20 protein-coding genes and 1 pseudogene are annotated in these 24,500 nt (G+C 71.1%); 11 read left to right on the top strand and 10 right to left on the bottom strand.

All coding sequences use genetic code 11. The annotated features are described in order from the left end of the window. Nucleotides 1-15: 15 nt before the first annotated feature. From ACEJ41_RS12020 to ACEJ41_RS11985, 8 genes and pseudogenes are all read right to left on the bottom strand, one after another. Nucleotides 16-2,541, bottom strand: a complete 2,526-nt coding sequence (locus ACEJ41_RS12020) for a DNA topoisomerase I (RefSeq protein WP_374012502.1) — start codon at nt 2,539-2,541, stop codon at nt 16-18. Nucleotides 2,542-2,715: 174 nt separating this feature from the next. After that, nucleotides 2,716-3,678 carry an RDD family protein gene (locus ACEJ41_RS12015; protein WP_374012501.1) on the bottom strand — a complete coding sequence of 321 codons (963 nt, stop codon included), beginning with the start codon at nt 3,676-3,678 and terminating at the stop codon, nt 2,716-2,718. Between the two features lie 36 nt (nt 3,679-3,714). Then, a complete protein-coding gene (locus ACEJ41_RS12010) occupies nt 3,715-4,377 on the bottom strand; it encodes a GYF domain-containing protein (protein ID WP_374012500.1) in 663 nt (220 codons plus the stop codon). Continuing rightward, nucleotides 4,374-4,622, bottom strand: coding sequence for a CD225/dispanin family protein (locus ACEJ41_RS12005; protein WP_374014138.1), 249 nt, complete (start codon nt 4,620-4,622; stop codon nt 4,374-4,376). The genes ACEJ41_RS12010 and ACEJ41_RS12005 overlap by 4 nt, the downstream gene beginning before the upstream one ends. Nucleotides 4,623-4,784: 162 nt before the next feature. Next, nucleotides 4,785-4,880: pseudogene (locus tag ACEJ41_RS12000) on the bottom strand (GYF domain-containing protein); the annotation flags it as partial. 107 nt (nt 4,881-4,987) lie between these two features. Further along, entirely contained in the window at nt 4,988-5,461 is a 474-nt protein-coding gene (locus tag ACEJ41_RS11995) for a DUF494 family protein (protein WP_374012499.1), read from the bottom strand. Between the two features lie 74 nt (nt 5,462-5,535). After that, nucleotides 5,536-6,654: a DNA-processing protein DprA gene (gene dprA, locus ACEJ41_RS11990; protein WP_374012498.1), complete on the bottom strand. Its 1,119-nt coding sequence runs from the start codon at nt 6,652-6,654 to the stop codon at nt 5,536-5,538. A gap of 78 nt (nt 6,655-6,732) precedes the next feature. Further along, on the bottom strand, nt 6,733-7,845 hold the full coding sequence (locus tag ACEJ41_RS11985; RefSeq protein ID WP_374012497.1) for a LysM peptidoglycan-binding domain-containing protein: 1,113 nt from the start codon (nt 7,843-7,845) through the stop codon (nt 6,733-6,735). Nucleotides 7,846-7,971: 126 nt separating this feature from the next. On the opposite strand from ACEJ41_RS11985, the gene def reads away from it, so the two are divergent. The 4 genes from def (at nt 7,972) to ACEJ41_RS11965 (ending at nt 12,289) form a co-directional block, all read left to right on the top strand. Continuing rightward, on the top strand, nt 7,972-8,484 hold the full coding sequence (gene def / locus ACEJ41_RS11980) for a peptide deformylase (protein WP_374012496.1): 513 nt from the start codon (nt 7,972-7,974) through the stop codon (nt 8,482-8,484). 121 nt (nt 8,485-8,605) lie between these two features. Continuing rightward, nucleotides 8,606-9,529: a methionyl-tRNA formyltransferase gene (gene fmt / locus ACEJ41_RS11975; protein WP_374012495.1), complete on the top strand. Its 924-nt coding sequence runs from the start codon at nt 8,606-8,608 to the stop codon at nt 9,527-9,529. Beyond that, nucleotides 9,529-10,896 carry a 16S rRNA (cytosine(967)-C(5))-methyltransferase RsmB gene (rsmB, locus tag ACEJ41_RS11970; RefSeq protein WP_374012494.1) on the top strand — a complete coding sequence of 456 codons (1,368 nt, stop codon included), beginning with the start codon at nt 9,529-9,531 and terminating at the stop codon, nt 10,894-10,896. Before fmt ends, rsmB begins: the two co-directional genes overlap by 1 nt. 124 nt (nt 10,897-11,020) lie before the next feature. Continuing rightward, nucleotides 11,021-12,289, top strand: coding sequence for an O-antigen ligase family protein (locus ACEJ41_RS11965; protein ID WP_374012493.1), 1,269 nt, complete (start codon nt 11,021-11,023; stop codon nt 12,287-12,289). Nucleotides 12,290-13,167: 878 nt separating this feature from the next. Here the strand turns inward: ACEJ41_RS11965 and ACEJ41_RS11960 are convergent. After that, entirely contained in the window at nt 13,168-14,829 is a 1,662-nt protein-coding gene (locus ACEJ41_RS11960) for an MFS transporter (RefSeq protein ID WP_374012492.1), read from the bottom strand. Nucleotides 14,830-15,162: 333 nt separating this feature from the next. Here ACEJ41_RS11960 and acs point away from each other — a divergent pair, with 333 nt between their 5' ends. From acs to hemC, 7 genes are all read left to right on the top strand, one after another. After that, nucleotides 15,163-17,106, top strand: a complete 1,944-nt coding sequence (acs, locus tag ACEJ41_RS11955) for an acetate--CoA ligase (protein ID WP_374012491.1) — start codon at nt 15,163-15,165, stop codon at nt 17,104-17,106. A 16-nt stretch (nt 17,107-17,122) separates the two neighbouring features. Next, nucleotides 17,123-17,791: a response regulator gene (locus ACEJ41_RS11950; protein ID WP_374012490.1), complete on the top strand. Its 669-nt coding sequence runs from the start codon at nt 17,123-17,125 to the stop codon at nt 17,789-17,791. A gap of 193 nt (nt 17,792-17,984) precedes the next feature. Beyond that, the gene (gene mdoH / locus ACEJ41_RS11945) at nt 17,985-19,871 is read left to right on the top strand and encodes a glucans biosynthesis glucosyltransferase MdoH (protein WP_374012489.1); all 1,887 of its coding nucleotides are present in this window, start codon (nt 17,985-17,987) and stop codon (nt 19,869-19,871) included. A gap of 91 nt (nt 19,872-19,962) precedes the next feature. Next, the gene (locus ACEJ41_RS11940; protein WP_374012488.1) at nt 19,963-20,628 is read left to right on the top strand and encodes an alpha/beta hydrolase; all 666 of its coding nucleotides are present in this window, start codon (nt 19,963-19,965) and stop codon (nt 20,626-20,628) included. Nucleotide 20,629: 1 nt separating this feature from the next. Beyond that, nucleotides 20,630-21,673: a sensor histidine kinase gene (locus ACEJ41_RS11935; RefSeq protein WP_374014137.1), complete on the top strand. Its 1,044-nt coding sequence runs from the start codon at nt 20,630-20,632 to the stop codon at nt 21,671-21,673. After that, on the top strand, nt 21,673-22,401 hold the full coding sequence (locus ACEJ41_RS11930; RefSeq protein ID WP_374012487.1) for a LytR/AlgR family response regulator transcription factor: 729 nt from the start codon (nt 21,673-21,675) through the stop codon (nt 22,399-22,401). Before ACEJ41_RS11935 ends, ACEJ41_RS11930 begins: the two co-directional genes overlap by 1 nt. A 191-nt stretch (nt 22,402-22,592) precedes the next feature. Continuing rightward, on the top strand, nt 22,593-23,498 hold the full coding sequence (gene hemC, locus ACEJ41_RS11925) for a hydroxymethylbilane synthase (RefSeq protein ID WP_374012486.1): 906 nt from the start codon (nt 22,593-22,595) through the stop codon (nt 23,496-23,498). A 46-nt stretch (nt 23,499-23,544) separates the two neighbouring features. On the opposite strand, the gene ACEJ41_RS11920 is transcribed toward hemC, so the two are convergent. Beyond that, on the bottom strand, nt 23,545-24,360 hold the full coding sequence (locus ACEJ41_RS11920; protein WP_374012485.1) for a hypothetical protein: 816 nt from the start codon (nt 24,358-24,360) through the stop codon (nt 23,545-23,547). Between the last annotated feature and the right edge of the window lie 140 nt (nt 24,361-24,500).

Raw genomic sequence — 24,500 nt, 5'->3', positions numbered from 1 at the left:
CGCGCCGGTGCGTGCTCAGAACGGCGGCGCGTCGTCCCCGGCGCTGCCGGTCGCGCCCGCAGCCTTCTTCACCACGGCTTTCTTCACCACGGTCTTCTTGGCCGCCTTGGTGGCCGGTGCCTTCTTCGCGGCGGTCTTGCCGGTGGCCTTCTTCGCCGCCTTCTTCACCGCCTTCTTGGCCGGCGCCTTGGCGGCCGTGCTCTTTGTGGCCGCCTTCTTGGCCGCTGCCTTCTTGGCGCCGAAGCCGCGCCGCGCCGGCTTGCCGGTCTCGGCCAGCAACGTCTGGACCTCTTCCAGGGTCAGCGAGGCCGGTTCGCGGTCCTTGGGGATCTTGCCGTTGAGCTTGCCATCGCTGATGTACGGGCCGAAGCGCCCGTTGAGCACCTGGATGTCGCTGTCCGGGAATTGCTTGATGATCCGGTTGCGCGCGATCTCTTCCTTTTCCTCGATCAGGAACACCGCGCGCGCCAGGTCGATCTTGTACGGATCGTCCTCCTTGGTCAGCGAGGCGTAGGTGCTGCCGCGCTTGGCGAACGGGCCGAAGCGGCCGATCCCCACGCTGACCTGCTGGCCGCCGTGTTCACCGAGCATGCGCGGCATGTCGAACAGCTTCAGCGCGTCCTCCAGCGAGATGGAGTAGATGCTCTGGCCCGGCTGCAGCGAGGCGAACTTCGGCTTCTCCTCGTCGTCCACGGTGCCGATCTGGACCATCGGCCCGAAGCGGCCGATGCGTGCGCTGACTTCCTTGCCCGACACCGGGTCCGTGCCCAGCGTGCGCGCGCTGCCGGCGTCGATCCGGTCCAGCGACTGCTTCTTGAGTTCGACCAGTTCCTTGAACGGCGCCCAGAACCTCTCCATCAACGGCACCCACTGCTCCTCGCCGCGGGAGACCGCGTCCAGCTCGTCCTCCAGGTTGGCGGTGAAGTCGTAGTCCACGTAGCGGGTGAAGTGGCCGGACAGGAACTTGCTGACCGCGCGGCCCACGTCGGTGGGGCGGAACGCGCGCCCTTCCATCTCGGTGTACTTGCGGAACAGCAGGGTCTGGATGATCGAGGCGTAGGTGGACGGGCGGCCGATGCCGTATTCCTCCAGCGCCTTGACCAGGGCCGCTTCGGTGAAGCGCGGCGGCGGCTGGGTGAAATGCTGGTCGGCGTGGATGCGGTCCAGCGGCACCCGCTCGCCCGGCTTGAGCGCCGGCAGCTTGCGGCCCTCGTCCTCGTCCTCGGAGGACTTCACGTCCTTGCCTTCCTCGTACACGGCCAGGAAGCCGGCAAACACCACGGTGGTGCCGCTGGCGCGGAACACGTGCTCGCTGCCGGCGGCCAGGTCCACCGAGACGGTGTTGAGCGTGGCCGGCACCATCTGGCTGGCCACCGCGCGCTTCCACACCAGCTCGTAGAGCTTGCGCTCGTCGTCGGTGAGGAAGCGGGCGACCGAGGCCGGCGTGCGCAGGGCCGAGGTCGGGCGCACCGCCTCGTGCGCTTCCTGCGCGTTCTTGGACTTGGTCTGGTACACGTTGGGCTTGTCCGGCACCGAGGCGGTGCCGTAATCGCGCGCGATCACGTCACGGATCTCGGCCACCGCCTCCTGCGACAGGCTGACCGAGTCGGTACGCATGTAGCTGATCAGGCCGACCGTGCCTTCATCGCCCAGGGCCACGCCTTCGTACAGCTTCTGCGCCACCTGCATGGTCTTGCGGGTGGTGAAGCCGAGCTTGCGCGAGGCCTCCTGCTGCAGGGTCGAGGTGGTGAACGGCGGGGCAGGGCGGCGCTTGCGCTCCTTGCTGGCCACGTCGGTGACGTGCAGTGCGCCGGCCGCGGCCTGCTGGATGCGCAGGCGCGCCGCTTCGGCGGTCTGCCCGTCGGTGATCGTGAACTGCTCGAACTTCTGCCCGTCCAGCTTGATCAGCTTGGCGGCGAACGCCTGGGTGGCATGCGCCAGCGCGGCGCCGATGCTCCAGTACTCGCGCGCCCTGAACGCCTCGATCTCCTCCTCGCGCTCGACGATCATGCGCAGCGCAGGCGACTGCACCCGCCCGGCCGACAGGCCCGGCTGGATCTTGCGCCACAGCACCGGGGAGAGGTTGAAGCCGACCAGGTAGTCCAGCGCCCGGCGCGCCTGCTGCGCGTCCACCAGCTCGCCGGCGATGGCGCGCGGCTGGGACATGGCCTCCTTGATCGCGCGCGGGGTGATCTCGGTGAACACCACCCGGTGCAGCGGCTTGCCCTCAAGCAGCCCGCGGGCCTTGAGGATCTCGGCGATGTGCCAGCTGATGGCCTCGCCCTCGCGGTCCGGGTCGGTGGCCAGCCAGATGTCGTCGGCACTGCGCGCGGCCTTGGCGATGGCCTCCACGTGCTTTTCGTTCTTCTCGATCAGGTCGTAGCGCATGGCGAAGCCGTGCGCGGGGTCCACTGCGCCTTCCTTGGGGACCAGGTCGCGCACATGCCCGTAGGAGGCCAGGACGGTGAAGTCCTTGCCGAGGTATTTGTTGATCGTCTTGGCCTTGGCTGGCGATTCGACGATGAGCAGGTGCTTGGGCATGGCGGTGCGGGGACCAAAGGGGACTGCGGTCCATCCGGGACCGGAACGGGCAGCCGCGCGCGGGCCGCCAGAGATGCCGACGCCCGGAGGAGAGCCCCCGGGCGCGCGGCAACTTTACCTTATATATAGGTGAATCACGCCCCGGGAGGGGCTGTCAAGCCCGGCGGCCGGCACTCACCATGCGGACCCGATCGAGGCCAGCATGAAGATCAGGGCCACCACCGCCGCAGCCATCAGCACCAGGAGCACGGCGTAGATGGCCAGTACGGCGATGGTCACGCCGCCCAGTTCGCGCCGCTGCCAGTCCGGGCGGTCGGTGAATGCCCACTTGTCCACCACCAGGGTGTCGCAGAGCATGTCGTGCAGGGCCTGCTTGCGCTCGGTGAAGGCGGCCATCAGGAAGCCGATGCCCAGGATCAGCGCGCTGAGTATCATCGCGAAGTAGCGGCCGAAGCCGCGGGCCAGGGTGATCCGGCTGCCGTCGGTTCGCACGACCTTGATGCCGATGGCCATCTTGCCCAGGGTGGCCTTGGAGTGCGAGGCGTGGAACCAGGCGTAATAGGCCGCGGTGATGACGATGGAGATGACCTGGATCACCACCTGCACCCCGATCATCATGACCGCGCTGCTGTCGCCCGCCGCCGCCGCCAGCGGGACCGCCACCATGCCCAGCACCATGCCGATGACGCCGCCGGCCACGCCCACGACGAGGCTGTCGATGAGGTTGGCGGCCACCCGCTTCCAGAAGCCGGCCAGGACGATTTCCCCGCCCTGGACCACGTCGGCATGGGCAGGCAGCGCGGCGCCGGGCGCCGTGTACGGGCTGTAGGCCTCCTCCGGCGCGGCGGGTGCCGAATATTCCATGTCCGCGGCAGTGCCTGCCGCTTCCGGTGCGGCGGCCGCAGCCTCGGTGGCGACGACGGGCGCGGCCGGGGGCGTGCGGAAATCCAGGGTCGGCGGGGGTTCCAGGCCCAGCTCATCGCCCAGGCTGGTCAGTGACTGCCAGTTGCCCAGGCCATCGCGCCAGACCAGGGCGTCGGCATCGATCTGCCCGGCCCGGTACAGCCCGGCCAAGGTTTGTGCGTCCACCGGGCCTTGCTGCTGGCGTTGGCGGTCGGCGTAGTACCAGTCGGTCATGGCGATCGTTTCCTTGGGGTCTGCAGAGGGCGCGGCTCAGCCGCGGCAGGAGGCGGGCAGGTGCTTGTCGGCCGCGTTCGAGGAACAGGTCCACGTGCCGGTTTCCGGATCCATTTCCAGCCAGATGACCTTGCCGTCGACGGAGGGCTTGCCGGGTGCGGCGATGGTGGCTTCCAGCCCGCAGTACCCGCTTTCCTGGAAACGGCCGAACACCAGCGAGGCCAGCTCCCCGGCGGCGTAGTCGTCGGCCTGGTCGAAGCCCGGGTCGCCGTTTTCCGGGCAACGCCCGTGCTCGGCCACGAACTCCGATACCGCCAGCCGCTGGGCCTGGACCTGGACCAGGGCCAGGCTGACATGGCTGCGCACGGTGTAATCCTGGTAGGCCGGCAAGGCGATGGCGGCCAGGATGCCCAGCACTGCGATCACCACCATCACGCCCACGCCCAGCAGCACCGCGATCATGCAGCCGGACATGCCGGTACGCGGCGGCACGTAGGCGGCGGACGGGAGGGGCGGCGGCAGGTCGTGCAGCCCGAGTTCGGCCTGGACCTGGTGCAGTGGCTGCCACTGCTGCTGGCCTTCCCGCCAGACCAGGGTCTGCGGGCTGATCGTGCCGGCCGCGACCAGCACGCGCAGCTGTTCGGCTGGCAGCGGGCCGTGCTGCTGGCCGTTGGCAGTGGCGTAGTACCAGTTCGTCATTTCAACAGCTCTCCCAGCAGCGCGAACAGGACGAATAGCCCGAAGATGATCGCCACCGACAGCGCCGACCACAGCGCCCACAGGCCGGCCTTGCGCGATGCCTCCAGCGCCCCGTCCAGGTCGCCCTCGGCGCGGTGGCGATCCACCCGGCACGCATAGACGATGGACACCACGCCCAGCGGCCAGCAGCACAGCAATGTGCTGAGGATCGCCCAGACCAGGTGGGTCGGTATGGGCTGGCTTATCGGTGCCGGGCCGCTGCCCGCATGGCTGTACGGGGCCGCGTAGGGGCCAGGCGCGAACGCCACCGGCGGCGGCGCAGCCATTGCCGGCAGGCCCAGTTCGGCCGCCACCTGGGCAAGGGCGGTCCACTGGTCCAGTCCTTCGCGCCAGACCAGGGTCTGCGGGCCGATCGCCGCAGAGCGTGCCAGCGCGGCCAGTTCGTCGGCCGACAGCGGGCCATGCTGCTGCCCACCGGCAGCGGCGTAGTACCAGGAGTGCATTCGGTTTCCCCAGACTCGGCTGCCACGTTACCCCAACGCCCGGGTACGTGAAAGCCGGCACGGGGCCGGCTTTGCGGGGGTGGTGCGGCGGGTCCTGATCGGGTGGTTCAGTGCACCGGCTCGGGCTCGTCGCCGAACATCTGGGTCTCCATCCAGGCGTAGGCAGCCTCGGCGCCCGGCTGGGTGAACAGCACCATCAGCACCACCCACTTGAGGTCGTCCAGGTCCAGTTCGTCCTGGTCCAGGGCCATGGCCCGGTCCAGCACCAGCTCGCGCCGGTGCGCATCCAGCACGCCGTGCTGTTCCAGGAACAGCAGGAAACCCCGGGCTTCGACGTCGATCTTGTCCAGTTCCGGCCCGTGGAACACGCGCACGGGCCCGTTGACGCTGGCATGGCCGGATGCCGGGCGCTGCGCGGCCAGGCCATCGAGCCAGTCGAAGGCCTTGGCAATCTCGCTGGGGGTGAAGCCGGCCTCGATCAGGCCTTCCTGCAGGGGGTCGCGGTCGTGCAGGGTGTCCGCGTCATCGGCGATGTAGTGTTCAAACAGGTAAAGCAGGACATCCAGGATGCTTTCTTTCATTGCCCTCGGCCTGCGCCCCGAAAAGGGGCGCCGTGGGGTGGGGAACCACGGGCTCGGCGCGTGCTGGTGCGCCGTCAGGTGGCTGTGCCGCCGCCGGTGGGCCGGCGTGCGTAGCGGCCGTGTTCGACCACGATGCGCCCGTCCAGTTCCATGGCCAGCAGCATGGATGACAGGGTAGCGGTCGTCAATCCGGTGCGTTCGGCCAGCAGGTCCATCGGCACCGGATCATGGCCCAGGGCGCGCCACAGCCTGTGGGCGCCGGCATCGGCCGGCGCGGTGGCGGGGGCAGGGTCGGACGGCCCGGCCCTGTGCGGGCCGGCCAGCTCGGCCGCCAGCCGCCCGGCCAGGGTGGCGACCCCCGCCAGCACCTCCTCGGGGCTTTCCACCAGTTGCGCACCGTCGCGGATCAGGCGGTGGCAGCCGCGCGCCAGCGGGTGATGGATGGAGCCGGGCAGGGCGAACACCTCGCGCCCGGCCTCGGCCGCCAGCCGCGCGGTGATCAGCGCACCTGAGCGCAGCGCTGCCTCGACCACCACGGTGCCCAGCGACAGGCCGGCGATGATCCGGTTGCGCCCCGGGAAGTGGCTCGAGCGTGGCGGGGTGCCGGGGGCATGCTCGCTGACCACCGCGCCGCGCTCGGCCACCTGTTCCAGCAGGCCGGCGTGGGCGGCGGGATAGGCGCGGTCCGGGCCGGTGCCGAGCACGGCCACGGTACTGCCATCGCATTCCAGGGCGGCTGCATGGGCGGCCGCGTCGATGCCGGCCGCCAGGCCACTGACCACCGCCAGCCCTGCGCGGCAGAAACGGCGGGTGAAATGGCGGGCATTGTCGCGGCCACCGGCACTGGCGCCGCGGGAGCCGACCACGGCCAATGCCGGCCGCCACAGGTGGTCCGGGTCGCCCGCGACGAACAGCCCCGGAGGCGGTTGCGGGAGCTGGCGCAGCAGCGGCGGATAGCGCGGATCGTTCCAGCCGATCAGGTGGTGGCGTGGCTGCGCCAGCCAGGCCAGGCAGCGGTCCAGCTCGTGCGTGGGCACGCGCTCCAGGCGTGCGTCCAGCAGCGGGTCGGTGTGGGTACTGGCGGCGTCAGGCCGCTCCAGGCGCGCGCGGCGGCTGGCGGACGGGCCGCCTGCCAGCAGCAGCCGCAGCAGTGGCAGGGGGTCGGACTGGGTGGCGGCGGACAGGGCGGGCATGCGCCGATCCTGGCCCGGAAACAGCGACGGCGCCCTCGGGCGCCGTCGCATGCAACTGTAGGAATGTTCCGCAGCTGCTCAGCGCGCGTCCGGATGCAGTGCCTCGTACCCGACCCGGACCGGCTTGATGCCGTCCATCACCAGCGCATAGCTGACCTTGTCGAAGGTGCGGAACACCATGGCGTGGGCGGCGTACTCGTCCGGCAGGACCTCGCCACCGCCGCGGAAGCGGTCGTTCTGGCGCGAGGTCTCGACCCGCCGCAGGGGGTTGTTGATGTGGCTGCCTTCGCGCCACAGCGAGACCACCGTGCCGTTGTCCATGCCGTCCAGGCTGCCGGCCGACAGGGCGATCACGTCGCGCGGCCCCGCGGTGCTGAAGGAATCGGCCACCGCCAGCACGCGCACGCCGGCCGGCAGGTTGGCCGGGGCATGCGGGAAGAACTGCAGGTCGTAGGGCTGCGCCTCCACCGGGATCAGGCGATCGCCGGCACGCACCTCATGGCCGCTGTCCTCCAGCTGCAGGGTGGCCACGGTGGCCTGGCCGCCGGCCACCCGGGTGACCGTGCCGACGTTGACCTGGGCCAGCTCGTGGCCGAGGAACACGTTGCGGTCGCTCGGCGGCACGTACTGCTTCCACAGGTTGCCGTCGCCGGGGGTGATCCGGCCATCGGGCTTGAGGTCGCGGAAGGTCCGCGGCAGCGCGTAGCGCACCGTCGGCCGTACCACCGCGTAGCGCTGGCCGGCCTGGGTGCCGTCCAGGCCCTTCACGTAGGCGGCCTGGCCGGCGCTGCCGCGCAGGCGGTTGTCCTCGAACCCGACCACGTACGGCAGGTGGCCGAAGTCGTCGGTCACCCGCAGGTTCTTCAGGAACGGCTCGATCTCGGACAGCGGGATCGCGCCGATCGGGGCCTCCTGGCGCGGACCGGCCTGCACCCCGACCCGGTCCAGGTAGGCCAGGCTGAGCACGTCACCGGGATAGATGAGGTGCGGGTTGGCGACCTGCGGGTTGGCCTGCCAGATTTCCGGCCAGAGCCAGGGCTTGTCCAGGAAGCGGGCTGCGATATCCCAGAGGGTGTCGCCCTTGCGGACGACATAGGTGTCCGGGTGGCTGCCACTGGATTCAATTGCCACCGCATAACTGGCGACAGTCAGCATGGTGACGGCCAAGACCGTACGAAGGCGCTTAAGCATGGTTGCGTTCCGCCTGATTCCCCAACAGGTTCGCGACTATAGTCCAGAATCCGGGAGATTGCGCAAGCATCCACGGTAGAATTGCGACGGCCGGCGGGTTAGCCCGGCCCCCCCAGGAGCTGCGTCATGGCCTTGTTGCCCATTCTCGAATTCCCCGATCCACGCCTGCGCACCAAGGCTGCGCCGGTCGACCCTGCGCAGGTGCCCACGCCGGATTTCCAGCGCCTGCTCGACGACATGTTCGAAACCATGTACGCCGCGCCGGGCATCGGCCTGGCGGCCACCCAGGTCGACCAGCACCTGCGCTTCATGGTGATCGACGTGAGCGAGGGCAAGGACGCGCCGCTGGTGTTCATCAACCCGCAGATCACCGCACGCGACGGCGAGCAGGTCTACCAGGAAGGCTGCCTGTCGGTGCCCGGGATCTTTGCCGACGTGACCCGGGCCGGGGCCATCAGCGTGCGCTTCCTGGACCGCCAGGGCCGCGAGCAGGAGCTGTCCACCGACGGCCTGCTGGCGGTGTGCATCCAGCACGAGATCGATCACCTGGAAGGCAAGCTGTTCGTCGACTACCTGTCGCCGCTCAAGCGCGAGATGGTGCGCAAGAAGCTGGCCAAGCAGCGCAAGCACGCGGCATGAGCCGGGCGGCGCAGGTCGCCGCGCCGGGTCCGTTTCCCCCGTTCCCACCCCATCGGCCGGTTGCGCCGGTGCGTGCCGTTAGCGTGGTCCGCCACGCGGACCGGCTGGAGTCGTTGACCTGATGAGGATCGTGTTCGCCGGCACCCCGGAGTTCGCCGTGCCTTCGCTGCGCGCGGCCGGCGCGCGCGGCCAGGTGGTGGCCGTCTACACCCAGCCCGACCGCCCGGCCGGGCGCGGCCGTGGCCTGGCGGCGTCGCCGGTGAAGCGCGAGGCGCTGGCCATGGGGATTGCGGTGCACCAGCCGCCCACCCTGCGCGACGCCCACGCCCGCCAGGCGCTGCGTGAACTGGCCCCGGACCTGCTGGTGGTGGTGGCCTACGGCCTGATCCTGCCGCAGGCGGTGCTGGACATCCCCCGGTTCGGCTGCTGGAACGTGCACGCCTCGCTGTTGCCGCGCTGGCGCGGCGCCGCGCCGATCCAGCGGGCGATCCAGGCCGGCGACACGCAGACCGGGGTATGCCTGATGCAGATGGAGGCCGGGCTGGACACCGGCCCGGTGCTGCTGGAGCAGCGCACCACGATTGCCGATGACGAGACCGGCGGGCAGTTGCACGACCGCCTGGCCGAGCTGGGTGCGCAGGTGCTTGGCGATGGCCTGGGCCTGCTGCGGGCCGGCATCCGCCCGGTGCCGCAGCCGCAGCCGGAGCAGGGCGTCACCTACGCGCGCAAGCTGGACAAGGCCGAGGCGCGGCTGGACTGGAGCCGCCCGGCCGAGGAACTGGCGCGGACCGTGCGCGCGTTCAACCCGTGGCCGGTGGCCGAGGCCCAGGTGGCCGGCGAGCGCCTGCGCATCCATGCCGCCGTGGCCCTGCCACTGGCGCATGCGGCCGTCCCCGGCACGCTGCTGGCGGCCGGTCGCGAGGGCATCGACATCGCCTGCGGCCAGGGCGCGCTGCGCCTGCGCGTGGTCCAGCGCGAAGGCGGTCGCGCCATTACCGCGGCCGATTGGCTCAACGCCCGTCGCGACCTGCCCCGGGCCGAGTGATGCAGGCCCCGCGTCCACCCGCGCGCGCGCCGCGCGCCGCGCGCCCGGCCCGGCCACTGGCGCCAGGCGTGCAGGTGCGCGTGGACGCCGCCCAGGTGCTGGATGCGGTGGTCCACCGCGGCCGCTCGCTCAAGTCGGAACTGGCGCCGGTGCTGCCGCGCCTGCCCGACCCGCGCGACCGCGCGCTGCTGGAGGCGATCGTGTTTGCCGCGCTGCGCGGGCGCTACCGCTACGAGCCGGCGCTGCGCGGCTGGCTGCAGAAGCCACCCGGCGCCAGCGACGGCCCGCTGCTGGCGCTGCTGCTGGCCGGCAGCGCCCAGCTCGACGCGCTGCGGCTTCCCGCGCACGCGGCGCTGGATGCAACGGTGGAGGCGGCGCGTGCGCTGGGCCGGCCCCACCAGGCCGGGCTGGTCAACGCGCTGCTGCGCCGGGCCCAGCGCGATGGCTTCCCGCCCACCGATCCGGCCGGTGCCTGGCCGCAATGGTTGCGGTCCCGGGTGGAGGCGGCCTGGCCGGCGCAGGCGGCGGCGATGTTTGCCGCCAGCGCGCAGCCGGCGCCGATGTGGCTGCGGGTCAACCGGCGCAGGATCGCCCGCGATGCGTATCGCCTGATGCTGGACGAGGCCGGCGTGGCCAGCGCCATCGATCCGCGCCTGGATGACGCGCTGCGGCTGGACACGCCGGTGCCGGTGGCCACGCTGCCGGGGTTCGACCAGGGCCTGGTCTCGGTCCAGGACGGGTCGGCCCAGCAGGCTGTCGATGCCCTGGGTGCCGAGCCCGGGGCACGGGTACTCGATGCCTGCGCCGCGCCCGGCGGCAAGGCTGCCCACCTGCTCGAACGCGACCCGGCACTGGAACTGCTGGCACTGGAGCTGGACCCGCGCCGGCTGCCGCGGATCGAGGAGACCCTGCGCCGCTGCGGCCTGCTGGAGGACGCAGCCAGCGGCCGGGTGCAGGTGCGCGCGGCCGATGCAACCCTGCCTGCACAGTGGTGGGACGGCTTCAGCTTCGATGCGGTGCTGCTGGATGCCCCGTGCTCGGCCACCGGCGTGGTCCGGCGCCAGCCGGACATCCTGCTGCACCGGCGCCCGGCCGACATCGACGCCCTGGTCCAGGCCCAGGCGCGGCTGCTGGATGCGGTATGGCCGCTGCTGCGTCCTGGCGGCACCTTGCTGTACGCGACCTGTTCGATCCTGCCGTGCGAAAACGCCGATCAGGTGACTGCGTTCCTGGCGCGCGCACCCGGTGCGATTGCCGAGCCGCTGCCGGACACCTTTGGCCATTTGGCCGGCCCCGGGCGCCAGCGCCTGGCCGGCGAGGACGGCATGGATGGCTTCTTCTACGCGCGCGTGCGCAAGTGCCCGTAGGCGCCGGCGTGGGACGCACCGCGCGATGGACCTGCAGCCGGCCCGGCGGCGCCGGCTCAGGCAGAGTTGGGGCAGCAGGACGGAACATCCCCCGTCCGATAAAGGATGGGTGGCTGGAGTGGGTGTGACGGGAAGCGATGACGCGGGGACCAGGCGGTTGCGCCTGGCCCGGGCGTGGGCCTCGGCCGCGCTCTGGTGCCTGCCGGCGCTGGCCCTGACCCTGCCCAAGGGCCTGGTGCCCTTCGCCGCGCTGTTGCTTGCGTCCACCCTGCTGGTGCCAGGGCAGCTGCGGGCTGCCGCCGATGTGATCGCCCGTCCGCTGCTGCTGATGGCGCTGGTGGCGGTGCTGGTCCTGGGTGTGGCCCTGGCTTCCGGCTGGGTGGCCGGGGTGACCCCGGGCAAGGCCGACAACCTGGACCGCCTGCTCGGGCTGCCATGGACGATGGCATGGGCCTACGCGCTGGCGCCTTCGCGCACCCAACTGTGGCGTGGTGCCCTGTTCGGGCTGATCGCCGCTGCGCTGCTGGCCAGCTACCAGGTGATCGCCGGTGCCGAGAGGGCCTCGGGCTGGGGCAACGCCATCGTCTTCGCCGACGCGGTGCTGGCGCTGATGGTGCTGGCGATGTTCTGCCGGCCGCCGCAACGCTGGCGCTGGGCCACTGTCGGCCTGGCCTGCGGCACCGTGGCGATCCTGCTCAGCGGTACCCGTGGTGCCTGGCCCGGGTTGGGGCTGCTGCTGGTGGTGCTGGTGCTGGGCAGCGGCTGGAAGAGCCGGCGCAGCCGGATCCTGCTGCTGGGTGCGGCGGCGGCGGTGGTGGTCGCGCTGGTCGGTACGGTGCCCGGGTTGACCGAACGCATGCGCCTGTCCGAGCTGCAGCAGGACATCGTCCGGATCGACCGGGGCGACCACAACTCATCGGCCGGCGCGCGCCTGGAGCGGTTGCAGGTGGCCGCGCAGGTGTTCGTGGCGCGTCCGTGGACCGGGGTGGGCTTCGGCCATTTCGACCAGGCCATGGAGCAGGCCTTGCCCGAATGCCGGCAGGACGCGGCGGCCGATCGCTGCCACCTGGGCCACGCGCACAACGACCTGGCCGAGTGGGGCGCGACCATGGGCGTGCCGGGCATCGTGGCCCTGGCGTTGCTGTATGGCGTCCCGCTGTGGCTGTTCCTGTGGCTGCGGCGCGCAGCGGTGGCCGATCCGTTGCGCGGGGCGGCGGCGGCCGGTGCGATGGTGGTGGCGGTGTACGTGCTGTGCGGGCTGACCCAGTCGATGTTCGCCCACCAGACCAGTGCCAGCCTCTACGCGGGCCTGACCGGCATCCTGCTGGGGCTGGCGCTGCGCGAGGCCCGCTGGCCACCCGGCCCCCGCGTCGCGGACGAAGCCCCTGTGTAGGAGCCGGCCTTGCCGGCGACCGCGGGGTGCGTGACGCGCATGCGTGCGTCACGTGACGTGATGCCGTGCGGCGTCCAGCAATGACCCGGACCCGGCCCGTGCCTGGTCGCCGGCAAGGCCGGTTCCTGCATGCGGTGGCCGATGACCGTGACACGGTGTGGTTCGACGACGCCAGGTCAATGGCGGAAGATCCGTGGCCCCGGACGGGGCCGTCGCCCGACCGGGGAGATGGTGCACTCCTCGGGCGCATGAGCAAGTGCGCTTGATGCGTGAGGCTCCGGACGGGGCCGCCGCCCGGCCGGGGAGATGGTGCACCCCTCGGGCGCACATCCATGTGCGCACTCGGGGCCGTGGCACATCCCTGTGCCACTTGCCCCATCCCCCCGGCCGGACGACGTCCATCGGTGCATCGATGGAATGCCTTCGTTTGCGGTGGCAACGGCTTCCGCAAATCGCGCATCCCATCACCGATGTGTGCGCTGCCTCGTTCGTGTAGGAGCCGGCCTTGCCGGCGACCGCGGGGTGCGTGACACGCATGCGTGCGTCACGTGACGCGATGCCGTGCGGCGTCCAGCAATGACCCGACCCGTGCCGCGGTCGCCGGCAAGGCCGGCTCCTACAAAAAGGGGCAGGACACCGACACACCACACCCGCACGTCCGCGGCTCCTTCCGGAGAAGGCCAAACACACGGCTTCGGCTCTGGCTTCCTGGTCCGCGCGCGTCATCAGCCCACCCACATCCGCGCGTTGCGGAATGTCCGCATCCACGGCGAATCCTCGCCCCATTCGGCCGGATGCCAGCTCAGGGTGACGCTGCGCCACACCCGCACGGCCGCGGCGCGCTCCGCAGCCGATGCCTTCGCCGCTTTCGCCCCGCGCTACGTGGTGATGTCCGAGTCCTTGGTTTCGCGCAGGAACAGCAGGCCGACCACCACGGTCATCAAGGCCACGCTGATGGGGTACCACAGCCCGTAGTACATGTTGCCGGTGCCTGCGACCAGGGCGAACGAGATTGCGGGCAGGAAGCCGCCGAACCAGCCGTTGCCGATGTGGTACGGCAGCGACATGGAGGTGTAGCGGATGCGGGTCGGGAACAGCTCCACCAGGTAGGCGGCAATCGGGCCGTAGACCATGGTCACGTAGATCACCAGCAGCCACAGCAGCAGCAGCGTCATCGGCTTGTTGATCCGCGCCGGGTCGGCCTTTTCCGGGTGTCCGGCCGCGGTCAGCGCCGCCTTCAGGGTGGTGCCCAGCTCGGCGGCGCGGGCGCGCGCCTCATCCTTGGGCAGTCCGGCCGCCTCGTAGGAATCGACGGTGATGCCGCCCACCTCCACCCGCGCCAGCGAGCCGGCCGGCGCGCGTTGCACCGTGTACGGCACGCCGGACTTGGTCAGCGCGGCGGTGGCGATGTCGCAGGAGCTGGTGAAGTTGCGCACGCCGGCCGGATCGAACTGGAAGCTGCAGGTGGCCGGGTCGGCGATCACATGGGCCGGCGCATTCCTGCGCGCCTCTTCCACGGCCGGGTTGGCGAAGTGGGTCAGGCCCTTGAAGATCGGAAAATAGGTCAGCGCCGCCAGCAGGCAGCCGGCCAGGATGATCCGCTTGCGCCCGATCTTGTCCGACAGCCAGCCGAAGAACACGAAGAACGGCGTGGCCAGCACCAGCGCGCCGGCGATGAGCAGGTTGGCGGTGGTGCCGTCGACCTTGAGCGACTGGGTCAGGAAGAACAGCGAATAGAACTGGCCGCCGTACCAGACCACGGCCTGGCCGGCGGTGGCGCCCAGCAGCACCAGCAGCATCAGTTTCAGGTTGCCGCCCTTCATCGAGTCGCGGAACGGCTTCTTCGAACCCTTGCCCTCGGCCTTCATCTGCTGGAACAGCGGCGACTCGCTCAACTGCAGGCGGATCCACACCGACACGCCCAGCAGCACGATCGACACCAGGAATGGAATGCGCCAGCCCCAGGCTTCGAACGCCTCGGTGCCCAGCCACAGCCTGCAACCCAGGATCACCAGCAACGACAGGAACAGGCCCAGCGTGGCCGTGGTCTGGATGAAACTGGTGTACAGGCCACGCTTGCCGTGCGGTGCATGCTCGGCCACGTAGGTGGCCGCGCCGCCGTACTCGCCACCCAGGGCAAGGCCCTGGGCCAGGCGCAGCCCGATCAGGATCACCGGTGCGGCCATGCCGATGCTGGCGTAGGAAGGCAGCAGGCCGACGACGAAGGTCGACAGGCCCATGAGCACGATCGTCACCAGGAAGGTGTACTTGCGCCCGATGCGGTCGCCCAGGCTGCCGAAGAACGCCGCGCCGAACGGGCGCACCGCAAAGCCGGCGGCGAACGCCAGCAGGGCGAAGATGAAGCCGGTGGTTTCGTTGACGCCGCTGAAGAACTGGCGGGCGATGATCGCCGCCAGCGATCCGTACAGGTAGAAGTCGTACCACTCGAATACCGTGCCCAGGCTGGAGGCGAAGATGACCCGCTTGTGGCCGCCGGACAGCTTGGCCGCCGGTACGTCGTTGCTGGTGGTCGAGCTCATCGGGTTCCCTTGTCGTGCTGGCCATCAAACGGGTGTGCAGCGGCTGCCCGGGCGCGGCCGGACCACGCCCGGCCGCCGCGGTGACCGCGCAGGTTGCGCACCGTCCCGCTCCGGTGCCTATTGGCCATTGGTCGAAGCTGCCGTGGCGCGGTGGCCGGGCGCCGCGCCACGGCAGGCGTTGCGCGCACTTGCAGCCCGCTGCGCAGGCTCGGCTGCGACCAAGGTCGTAGCCATCCTGTTGCAATGCGTCATGGCAGATGCGGCAAACTCGGGATTCCGTCCGCCCGCGCATGCGCGGTGGACCGCCCGGCATCCAGCAAGAAGGAAGACGCCATGTCCGACCTGTACCCCGTCAAGCCCGAATTTGCCGCGCACGCGCGCATCGGCAAGGACGATTACCAGCGCCTGTACCGCGAGTCGGTGGAGGACCCGGAGGGGTTCTGGCGCAAGGCCGCCGAGCGCCTGGACTGGTTCCGCAAGCCGACCGTCATCAAGGATGTCAGCTTCGACCTGGACGATTTCCGGATCCGCTGGTTCGCCGATGGCGAGATCAATGCCAGCGTCAACTGCCTTGACCGCCAGCTCGCCACCCGCGGCGACAAGACCGCGATCCTGTTCGAGCCCGACAGCCCGGACACGCCCGCGCAGAAGATCAGCTACCGGCAGCTGTACGAGCGCGTGTGCAGGCTCGGCAACGCGATGCGCAACCTGGGCGTGGGCAAGGGCGACCGGGTCACCATCTACCTGCCGATGATTCCCGATGCGGTGGTGGCGATGCTGGCCTGCGCCCGGATCGGCGCGGTGCATACGGTGGTGTTCGGCGGCTTTGCCCCCAACTCGATCGCCGACCGGGTGGCCGACTGCGCGAGCAAGCTGGTGATCACCGCCGACGAGGGCCTGCGCGGCTCGAAGAAGATCCCGCTCAAGGCCAATGTCGATGCCGCGCTGAAGATGCCGGGCACCAACTCCGTGGAAACGGTACTGGTGGTGCGCCACACCGGCGGTGCGGTGGACATGCAGGCCCCGCGCGACCGCTGGTTCGACGACGTGGTCGATGGCCAGCTGGCCGAGTGCGAGCCGGAACGGATGAACGCCGAAGACCCGCTGTTCATCCTCTACACCTCCGGTTCCACCGGCAAGCCCAAGGGCGTGCTGCACACCACCGCCGGCTACCTGCTGTTCGCCGCCTACACCCACGAGGCGGTGTTCGACCTGCGCGAGGACGACATCTACTGGTGCACCGCCGACGTGGGCTGGGTCACCGGCCACAGCTACATCGTCTACGGCCCGCTGGCCAACGGCGCCACCTCGGTGGTGTTCGAGGGCGTGCCCAGCTATCCCAGCATGTCGCGCTTCTGGGAAGTGATCGACAAGCACCAGGTCACCATCTTCTACACCGCGCCCACCGCGATCCGCGCGCTGATGCGCGAAGGCAACGACCCGGTGAGGAAGGCCGCGCGCACCTCGCTGCGCCTGCTTGGCAGCGTCGGCGAGCCGATCAACCCGGAGGCCTGGCGCTGGTACTACGACGTCGTCGGTGACGGCCGCTGCCCGGTGGTGGACACCTGGTGGCAGACCGAGACCGGCGGGATCCTGATCTCGCCGCTGCCCGGGGCCGTGGACCTCAAGCCCGGATCGGCCACCGTGCCATTCTTCGGCGTGCAGCCGGCCCTGGTCAGCGCCGAGGGCGACATCCTGGAGGGCGTGGCCGAAGGCAACCTGGTGATGCTCGATTCCTGGCCGGGGCAGACGCGCACCGTGCACGGCGACCACCAGCGTTTCATCGACACGTATTTCCGCACCTACCCCGGCACCTACTTCAGCGGCGATGGCTGCCGCCGCGATGCGGACGGCTATTACTGGATCACCGGCCGGGTCGATGACGTGATCAACGTCTCCGGCCACCGCATCGGCACCGCCGAGGTCGAAAGTGCACTGGTCCTGCACCCGAAGGTGGCCGAGGCGGCCGTGGTCGGCTTCCCGCACGAGATCAAGGGCCAGGGCATCTACGCCTACGTCACCCTCAAGGCCGGCGAGTCGCCCAGCGACGACCTGCTCAAGGAACTGGTGGCCTGGGTGCGCAAGGAGATCGGCCCGATCGCCACGCCCGACCACCTGCAGTGGGCGCCTGGCCTGCCCAAGACCCGCTCGGGCAAGATCATGCGCCGGATCCTGCGCAAGATCGCCGAGAACGCGCCCGACCAGCTCGGCGACACCACCACCCTGGCCGACCCGGGCGTGGTCGAGTCGCTGGTCAACGAGCGCAAGGTGAAGTGAGGCCGACCACGCGCGCATGTCCAGCATCCTCATCGCCGACGACCATCCGCTGTTCCGCGAGGCCCTGCGCGGCGCGGTCCAGCGGATCCTGCCGGGCATCGCGTTGCATGAAGCCGGCAGTGTCGAGGCGCTGTACGCACTGGTGGACGCCAATGCCGATGCCGACCTGCTGCTGATGGACCTCAACATGCCCGGCGCGCACGGCTTCAGCGCGCTGGTGCACCTGCGCGCGCAGCACCCGCAGTTGCCGGTGGTGGTGGTGTCCGCGCGCGAGGAGCCGGAGGTGATGCGGCGCGCGCTGGACCACGGCGCACTGGGCTTCATCCCCAAGTCGGCCGACGCGGCGACCATCGCCCAGGCGCTGAGCCAGGTCCTGGCCGGCGAGCGCTGGGCACCGGCCGCGGCGGCCACGGCACCGGCGGTGGGCCACGCCGAACACGATGTCGCCCAGCGCCTGCGCGACCTGACCCCGCAGCAGTTCCGGGTACTGCAGCTGCTGGGCGAGGGCCGGCTCAACAAGCAGATCGCCGCGGACCTGGGCGTGTCCGAGGCCACCATCAAGGCCCACGTCACCGCGGTGCTGCGCAAGCTGGGGGTCGGCAACCGCACCCAGGCAGTGCTGATGGCCGGGCGCCTGGCGGTGGACCCGGACCGGGTCAGCGTGCCGCCGGACGGGCTGGACTGAGCCGGACCCGCCGCCCTTCGCGCGATGTGAACGCGGGCGAACGGACCATCGGGACACCTCTTGCGGCCGGGGTGGTGGCGCGCCGCACAATAACGTGAACGCGACCGGCGCCTTGCCGTGGGGCAGGGCCGTGGCGTCGTTCGGGAGAGTGCGGGTGTCCCCAGTGTCCGATCTTCCCGCTCCGGTGCGGGGCATGGCAGCGAACGCAGAGTCCGCGGCAGCCGGCTGGCTCCCCGCAGCCTCGCCGTTGCCGATGCCCGGCCAATCCCTGCGCGAGGGCCACCTGGCTGCGGCCCGGCCGGCGACCTCGCCGCCACACGTCGGCCTGCGCCGCGCCCTGGTGGTGGGCAGCACCGCCGCGCTCACCGCCGCCGCGGCGATGGGCATGCTGCAGGTGTTGCGCGTCGGCGGGCTGAGCCTGCTCGATGGCGTGCTGCTGGTGCTGTTCGTGTTCCTGTTCGCATGGATCGCGCTGTCGTGCGTCAGCGCGATGGCGGGCTTCGTGCTGCAGTTGTCCGGCTCCGCGCGCACCCTGGGCATCGACCCGCACGGCCCGTTGCCGACGCTGCACACGCGCACCGCCTTGCTGATGCCGACCTACCACGAGGACCCGGCGCGGATCATGGCCGGGTTGCAGGCGGTGTACGAATCGGTGGCCGCCACCGGCCAGTTGCAGGCCTTCGACTTCTTCGTGCTCAGCGACAGCCGCCGCGAAGAGCTGGCCGCCGCCGAGGTGGCGGAGTTCGCCGCGCTGCTGGCGCGCACCGGCGGTCACGGCCGCCTGTTCTACCGCCGCCGTACCGACAACCGCGGGCGCAAGGCCGGCAACATCGGCGAATGGGTGCAGCGGTTCGGCGGCGCCTACCCGCAGATGCTGATCCTGGATGCGGACAGCGTGATGAGCGGCTCCACCCTGGTGCACCTGGCCGCGGCCCTGGAGCGCAACCCCGGCGTGGGCGTGATCCAGACCATGCCCCGGGTGGTCAACGGCCAGACCCTGTTCGCACGCATGCAGCAGTTCGGCGGCCACGTGTACGGGCCGGTGATCGCGCGCGGCGTCACCTGGTGGCACGGCAGCGAGGGCAACTACTGGGGCCACAACGCGATGCTGCGCACCCGCGCCTTCGCCGAGCACGCCGGCCTGCCCGAACTGCCCGGGCGCAAGCCATTTGGCGGGCACATCCTCAGCCACGATTTCGTCGAGGCGGCGCTGATGCGGCGCGGTGGCTGGGCCATCCACCTGGTGCCGGCGCTGGACGGCAGCTACGAGGAAGGACCGCCCACCCTGTCCGACCTGCTGGTGCGCGACCGCCGCTGGTGCCAGGGCAACCTGCAGCACGCCAAGGTGGTCGACAGTGCCGGCCTGCACTGGATCAGCCGGGTGCACATGCTGGTCGGCGTCGGCCATTACTTCACCGCGCCGATGTGGGCGATGCTGATGCTGGTCGGCCTGGCCATTCCGCTGTACCAGGCCGACCTGGCCTGGGATGGCTTCCGCCTGCCCGGCTTCTCGCCGCTGGCCTACTGGCGCCAGGCCGACGCCGACCGGGTCACCTGGCTGTTCGCCGCCACCATGGGCGTGCTGTTCCTGCCCAAGGTGCTGGGGTATGTGGCGATGCTGTTGGATCCGGCTGCCCGGCGCGGTGCCGGTGGCGGGCTGCGGGCGCTGCTGGGCGTGCTGATCGAAAGCGTGCTGGCCGCGCTGATGGCGCCGATCGTGATGTACCGGCAGTCGCGCGGCGTGGCCGAAGTGCTGGCCGGGCGCGATTCGGGCTGGGAGGCGCAGTGCCGCGACGACGGCAGCGTGCCGTTCTCCAGCCTGGTGCGAGGCTATGCGGGGATGACCGCGTTCGGCCTGTTCATGGGGGCGTTGTCGTGGGGTGTGTCGCCGGGGCTGGCGCTGTGGATGCTGCCGGTGGTGGCGGGCATGGTGCTGTCGATCCCGACGGTGTGGCTCACCTCCGGGCGCAGGCCCGGGCTGTGGCTGCGCCGGCATCGCATCCTGTGCATCCCCGAGGAGCTGGACCCGCCGCCGGTGCTGCGCCGCGCGGCCGAACTGCGCGCCGCCCGCACAACCTAGCGGGAGTGGCGCCGGCCCGCGTTGCGCACGCATCCGGCGCAACGGCGGGCAATGGGCATAATGCGGTATCCCCCGCAGGAGCCCAGGCCCGATGCTGTTGCAGACCGTCGAACAGGAAACCGGACCCTCGCCGCAGTGGACCGTGCTGTGGCTGCATGGCCTCGGCGCCGACGGCCACGACTTCGCCCCGATCGTGCCCGAACTGCTGCGGCCGCACTGGCCGGCGTTGCGCTTCGTGTTCCCGCACGCGCCGGTGCGCCCGGTGACCATCAACAACGGCGTGCCGATGCGCGCCTGGTACGACATCGTCGGCATGGATTTCGCCACCCGTGCCGAAGGGGCGGGCATTGCCGAGTCGGTGACGCAGGTTGAAGCGCTGATCGCACGCGAGGCCGAGCGCGGCGTGCCGGCCTCGCGCCTGATCCTGGCCGGCTTCTCCCAGGGCGGCGCGGTAACCCTGGCCGCGGGCCTGCGCCGCGAGCAGCCGCTGGCCGGGCTGGTGGCACTGTCCACCTACCTGCCCGGCGGCGCCGCGGTGGCCGCGCAGCGGCATCACAACGCGGTGGCCCAGCCGGTGTTCTTCGCCCATGGCGATGGTGATCAGGTGATCCCGGTGCAGCACGGGCTGGCCAGCGCGCAGGCGCTGCAACAGGTCGGTTTCGACGTGGCCTGGCACCGGTATCCGATGGCCCACCAGGTCTGCGCGCAGGAAATCGCCGACCTGGGCCAGTGGCTGGACAAGCGCCTGCTTGGCTGACATGCGCGACCCGCGCCACGATGCGCCCTGGTTGCCGGACCTGTGCCGGCTGCCGCGGCTGGTGGCATTGCTGGGCATCGCCGAGCTGGTGGTGGTGGTGCTGGCGCTGGCGCCGGAAGCGGCTGGCACCTGGACCCTGATGCGCTTCTTCTCGGCCAGTGGCCTGGTGCTGTGGCTGGCGCTGGCGGTGGCGGTGCTGCTGTGCAAGCTGCGCGCGCCGATCTCGCGTCTGCCGCAGCGGCTGGGCGCGCTGCTGGCGGTGGCCGTGGCCACCGCGGTGGCCCTGCTCGGCGCCGGCATTGTGCATGCGCTGTACGCAGCGCTTGGCACCCAGTTGCTGGGCCTGGGCCTGTGGCGTTTCGCCAGCGGCGCGGCCGCGGTCACCGCACTGATCACCGCACTGGCCTTGCGCCACTTCTATGTCATCGACCGCTGGGCGGCGCAGACCCAGGCCAACGCCCGCGCCGAAGCGGATGCGCTGCAGGCACGCATCCGCCCGCACTTCCTGTTCAACAGCATGAACCTGATCGCCAGCCTGCTGCGCCGCGACCCGGTGGTGGCCGAGCGCGCGGTGCTGGACTTGTCCGACCTGTTCCGCGCCGCACTGGGTGCCGGCGAAGGCGACTCCACCCTGGCCGCCGAGTGCGAACTGGCCGCGCAATATCTTTCGATCGAATCGCTGCGCCTGGGCGAGCGGCTGCAGGTGCAGTGGGACAAGCGCGACCCCCTGCCGTGGGAACTGCCGCTGCCGCGCCTGACCCTGCAGCCGCTGGTGGAGAACGCCGTGTTGCACGGCATCTCGCGCCTGCCGCAGGGCGGCACCGTGGCCATCGCCCTGTGGAGCGAGGGCCAGGCGTTGCATCTGCGCGTGCGCAACCCCGCGCCACCGCCGCAGGCGGCCAGTGCCCCGCTGCATCGCGGCAGCGGCCACGCCCTGCGCAGCATCGCCCACCGCCTGGCCTGGCGCTTCGGCCCGCAGGCCCGGGTGACGGCGGGCTGGAGCGATGGCTACTATGCATGTGAAGTGGTGCTGCCGTTGCCATGATGCCGACCTTGAAACTGGTGATCGCCGACGACGAGCCGCTGGCGCGTGAGCGCCTGCGGATGCTGCTGGCCGACGAGGCCGGGGTGGAGGTCGTGGCCGAGGCCGGCGATGGCCAGCAGGTACTCGATGCCTGCGCATTGCACGTCCCCGATGCGGTGCTGCTGGACATCGCCATGCCCGGCATCGACGGCCTGGAAACCGCGCGCCACCTGGCCCAGGCCAGCCCGCCCACCGCCGTGGTGTTCTGCACCGCCTACGACGCCCATGCGCTGTCCGCGTTCGAGGCCGCCGCGCTGGACTACCTGGTCAAGCCGGTGCGTCCCGAGCGCCTGTCGGCGGCACTGGCTCGGGTACGCACGTTCCTGGCCGGGCGGCCACCGGCCGATGGCGCGCAGCGCCGGACCCGGCTGTGCGCGCGCCTGCGCGGCAGCTTGCGGGTGATTCCGCTGGAGGACGTGCGCTACCTGCAGGCCGAGGAAAAATACGTGGTGGTCCACCACGCGCGCGGCGAGGACCTGATCGAAGAATCGCTCAAGTCGCTGGAGGAAGAGTTCGGCGACCTGTTCGTGCGCATCCACCGCAATTGCCTGGTCGCGCGCAGCGAGCTGGTGGAACTGCGCCGCAGCGCCGATGGCCAGGTGCATGCAGTGCTGCGCCACGGCGGCCCGCTGCTGGAAGTGAGCCGCCGCTGCGTGCCGCAGTTGCGCCAGGCCCTGCGCCACCTCTGATCCCTTCCCCGCGTCGCCATCGCCGCCCCCTGCAGGGGCCGGCCTCGCCGGCTTCGCCCGCTTGGCAGTCGATCTCCGGCGATATCGATCGCCGACGCGCGCAGCGACCCGGCCTGTGTAGGAGCCCGTCTCGCGGGCGACCACTCCATGCGGCCCACGCGCAGCAGACGTGCATCGCCGATAATGCACGCATGGATACCCTGCGCATCGCCACCCGCAAGAGCCCGCTCGCCCTGTGGCAGAGCGAACACGTCGCCGCCCGCCTGCGCGCGGCCCATCCCGGGCTGGAGGTGGCGCTGGTGCCGCTGAGTACCCGCGGCGACGAAGTGCTGGACCGATCGCTGGCCGCCATCGGCGGCAAGGGCCTGTTCCTCAAGGAACTGGAACTGGCGATGGAGCGCGGCCAGGCCGATTGCGCGGTGCATTCGCTCAAGGACGTGCCGATGGAGCTGGAGCCCGGCTTCATCCTGCCGGCGGTGCTGGAGCGCGCCGATCCGGCCGACGCCTTCATCAGCAATGCGTTCGACAACCTGGATGCACTGCCGCACGGCGCCCGCGTGGGCACGTCCTCGTTGCGGCGGCAGGCGCAACTGCGCGCGCTGCGGCCGGACCTGGAACTGCTCGACCTGCGCGGCAACGTCAACACGCGCCTGGCCAAGCTCGATGCGGGCGCCTATGACGCCATCGTCCTGGCCTGTGCCGGCCTGCAACGGCTTGGCCTGGGCGACCGCATCGGCGCGCGGCTGGCACCGCCGGCCTGGCTGCCGGCCCCCGCCCAGGCCGTGGTGGCGGCCGAATGCCTGGCCGGCGACGCGCGCGTCATCGGCCTGCTGGCGGCGCTGGAGCATGCGCCCACGCGCACCGTGATCGAGGCCGAGCGCGCGTTGAACCTGGCCCTGCATGGCAGTTGCCATGTGCCGGTGGCCGCCTACGCCGAACTGGATGGATCACAACTGTCGATGCTGGCGCTGGTGGGCTCGGCGGCCGATGGCCGCAGCGTGCGTGCGCAAGGCAGCGGCCCGGCCAGCGACCCGGCCGCGCTCGGCCGCCGGCTGGCCGCCGATCTTCTCGACCGCGGCGCAGGCCAGTTCCTGTAACGGCCTGGGCGACGCAGCGGCGTCGCCGGCAACCGCCCGCGTGGGCTTATTGCGCGGCTGCGCGGTGGGCAGGCGTCGGCGCCAGACCCAGGCGCTGTTCCAGCAGCGCACCTGCCAGCACCGATCCTGCGACCAGCGGCCACACCGCCGCCGCCCAGCCGGGCACGACATGCAGCAGCATGGCCAGCAGCCAGGGCAGCAACACCAGCAGCACCAGCGCAAGCCAGCGCCCGCTGCGGCGCAGCCCGCCGTCGCGATGCCAGCCGGCCAGCAGCAGCGCCCCCACCGCAGCGCCCAGCACCAGCAGCGAGGGCAGTGGCCCGGTGCCGATGCCGTCGCCGGGCCAGCGCAGCGCGATCAGCGCAAACAGCACCGCCGCGCCCGCAAGCAGGCCAACGGCCAGGCGCGTGGGCAGCCGCAATCCGGCCGGCGCGCCGTGCGCATCGCCAGCCACGGCCAGCGCGGCGATGGCCGCCAGTGCACACAGGCCGGTGACCAGCGCCACCGGCAAGGTGGCTCCCGGCAGTGGGTGCACCTGCGTGCCCAGCATCGCGCCACCGGCCAGCAGCGCAAGACCGCAGGCGAGCAGGCCGCGGCCGCGGCCCGGAGCGCGTCGCGCCGTGGGCCACAGCAAGGCCGGCAGCGCGAACACCGCCAGCAGCAACGCCAGGCAGATCGCGCCCATCCTCAGCGCGGCCAGTGACTGCAACTGGCCGCCGGGCGCGGGCAGCAGCAGGCTGCTGACCGACAGCCAGACCAGCAGTCCCAGTCCGGTGGCGCCCAGGACGCTGGCGACGGCCGGCGGCCAGGCCGGTGCTGCCGGTGCGGCTATGGGTGTGGCCGCGTATTGGTCTGCATGCATGTGCGTGTCCCCGGATGGCGCCAGGCGCCGTCGCTCCCCCTGCCTGGCGATTCTGCCATCGCCCGGCCAGCCCGCGGGTCGCGCTGGTCGGCCGGGCGCTGCGCCGGTCATCGCGCCGGCGCTGCAAACCGCCATAATCG

Source organism: Pseudoxanthomonas koreensis (genome assembly GCF_041890415.1).
GTDB classification, from domain to species: Bacteria; Pseudomonadota; Gammaproteobacteria; order Xanthomonadales; family Xanthomonadaceae; genus Pseudoxanthomonas; species Pseudoxanthomonas koreensis_A.
This window is presented reverse-complemented; position numbering and strand designations above follow the sequence as displayed.

What these genes read in the sequence shown, in the direction of transcription:
- dprA (WP_374012498.1), bottom strand. Translation starts at nt 6,654, where the DNA reads ATGCCCGCCCTGTCCGCCGCCACCCAGTCCGACCCCCTGCCACTGCTG.
- ACEJ41_RS11930 (WP_374012487.1), top strand. Translation starts at nt 21,673, where the DNA reads ATGCCGACCTTGAAACTGGTGATCGCCGACGACGAGCCGCTGGCGCGT.
- ACEJ41_RS12020 (WP_374012502.1), bottom strand. Translation starts at nt 2,541, where the DNA reads ATGCCCAAGCACCTGCTCATCGTCGAATCGCCAGCCAAGGCCAAGACG.
- acs (WP_374012491.1), top strand. Translation starts at nt 15,163, where the DNA reads ATGTCCGACCTGTACCCCGTCAAGCCCGAATTTGCCGCGCACGCGCGC.
- ACEJ41_RS11920 (WP_374012485.1), bottom strand. Translation starts at nt 24,360, where the DNA reads ATGCATGCAGACCAATACGCGGCCACACCCATAGCCGCACCGGCAGCA.
- ACEJ41_RS12010 (WP_374012500.1), bottom strand. Translation starts at nt 4,377, where the DNA reads ATGACGAACTGGTACTACGCCACTGCCAACGGCCAGCAGCACGGCCCG.
- ACEJ41_RS11935 (WP_374014137.1), top strand. Translation starts at nt 20,630, where the DNA reads ATGCGCGACCCGCGCCACGATGCGCCCTGGTTGCCGGACCTGTGCCGG.
- ACEJ41_RS11960 (WP_374012492.1), bottom strand. Translation starts at nt 14,829, where the DNA reads ATGAGCTCGACCACCAGCAACGACGTACCGGCGGCCAAGCTGTCCGGC.
- rsmB (WP_374012494.1), top strand. Translation starts at nt 9,529, where the DNA reads ATGCAGGCCCCGCGTCCACCCGCGCGCGCGCCGCGCGCCGCGCGCCCG.
- mdoH (WP_374012489.1), top strand. Translation starts at nt 17,985, where the DNA reads ATGGCAGCGAACGCAGAGTCCGCGGCAGCCGGCTGGCTCCCCGCAGCC.
- ACEJ41_RS11940 (WP_374012488.1), top strand. Translation starts at nt 19,963, where the DNA reads ATGCTGTTGCAGACCGTCGAACAGGAAACCGGACCCTCGCCGCAGTGG.
- ACEJ41_RS11950 (WP_374012490.1), top strand. Translation starts at nt 17,123, where the DNA reads ATGTCCAGCATCCTCATCGCCGACGACCATCCGCTGTTCCGCGAGGCC.
- fmt (WP_374012495.1), top strand. Translation starts at nt 8,606, where the DNA reads ATGAGGATCGTGTTCGCCGGCACCCCGGAGTTCGCCGTGCCTTCGCTG.
- hemC (WP_374012486.1), top strand. Translation starts at nt 22,593, where the DNA reads ATGGATACCCTGCGCATCGCCACCCGCAAGAGCCCGCTCGCCCTGTGG.
- def (WP_374012496.1), top strand. Translation starts at nt 7,972, where the DNA reads ATGGCCTTGTTGCCCATTCTCGAATTCCCCGATCCACGCCTGCGCACC.
- ACEJ41_RS11985 (WP_374012497.1), bottom strand. Translation starts at nt 7,845, where the DNA reads ATGCTTAAGCGCCTTCGTACGGTCTTGGCCGTCACCATGCTGACTGTC.
- ACEJ41_RS12015 (WP_374012501.1), bottom strand. Translation starts at nt 3,678, where the DNA reads ATGACCGACTGGTACTACGCCGACCGCCAACGCCAGCAGCAAGGCCCG.
- ACEJ41_RS11995 (WP_374012499.1), bottom strand. Translation starts at nt 5,461, where the DNA reads ATGAAAGAAAGCATCCTGGATGTCCTGCTTTACCTGTTTGAACACTAC.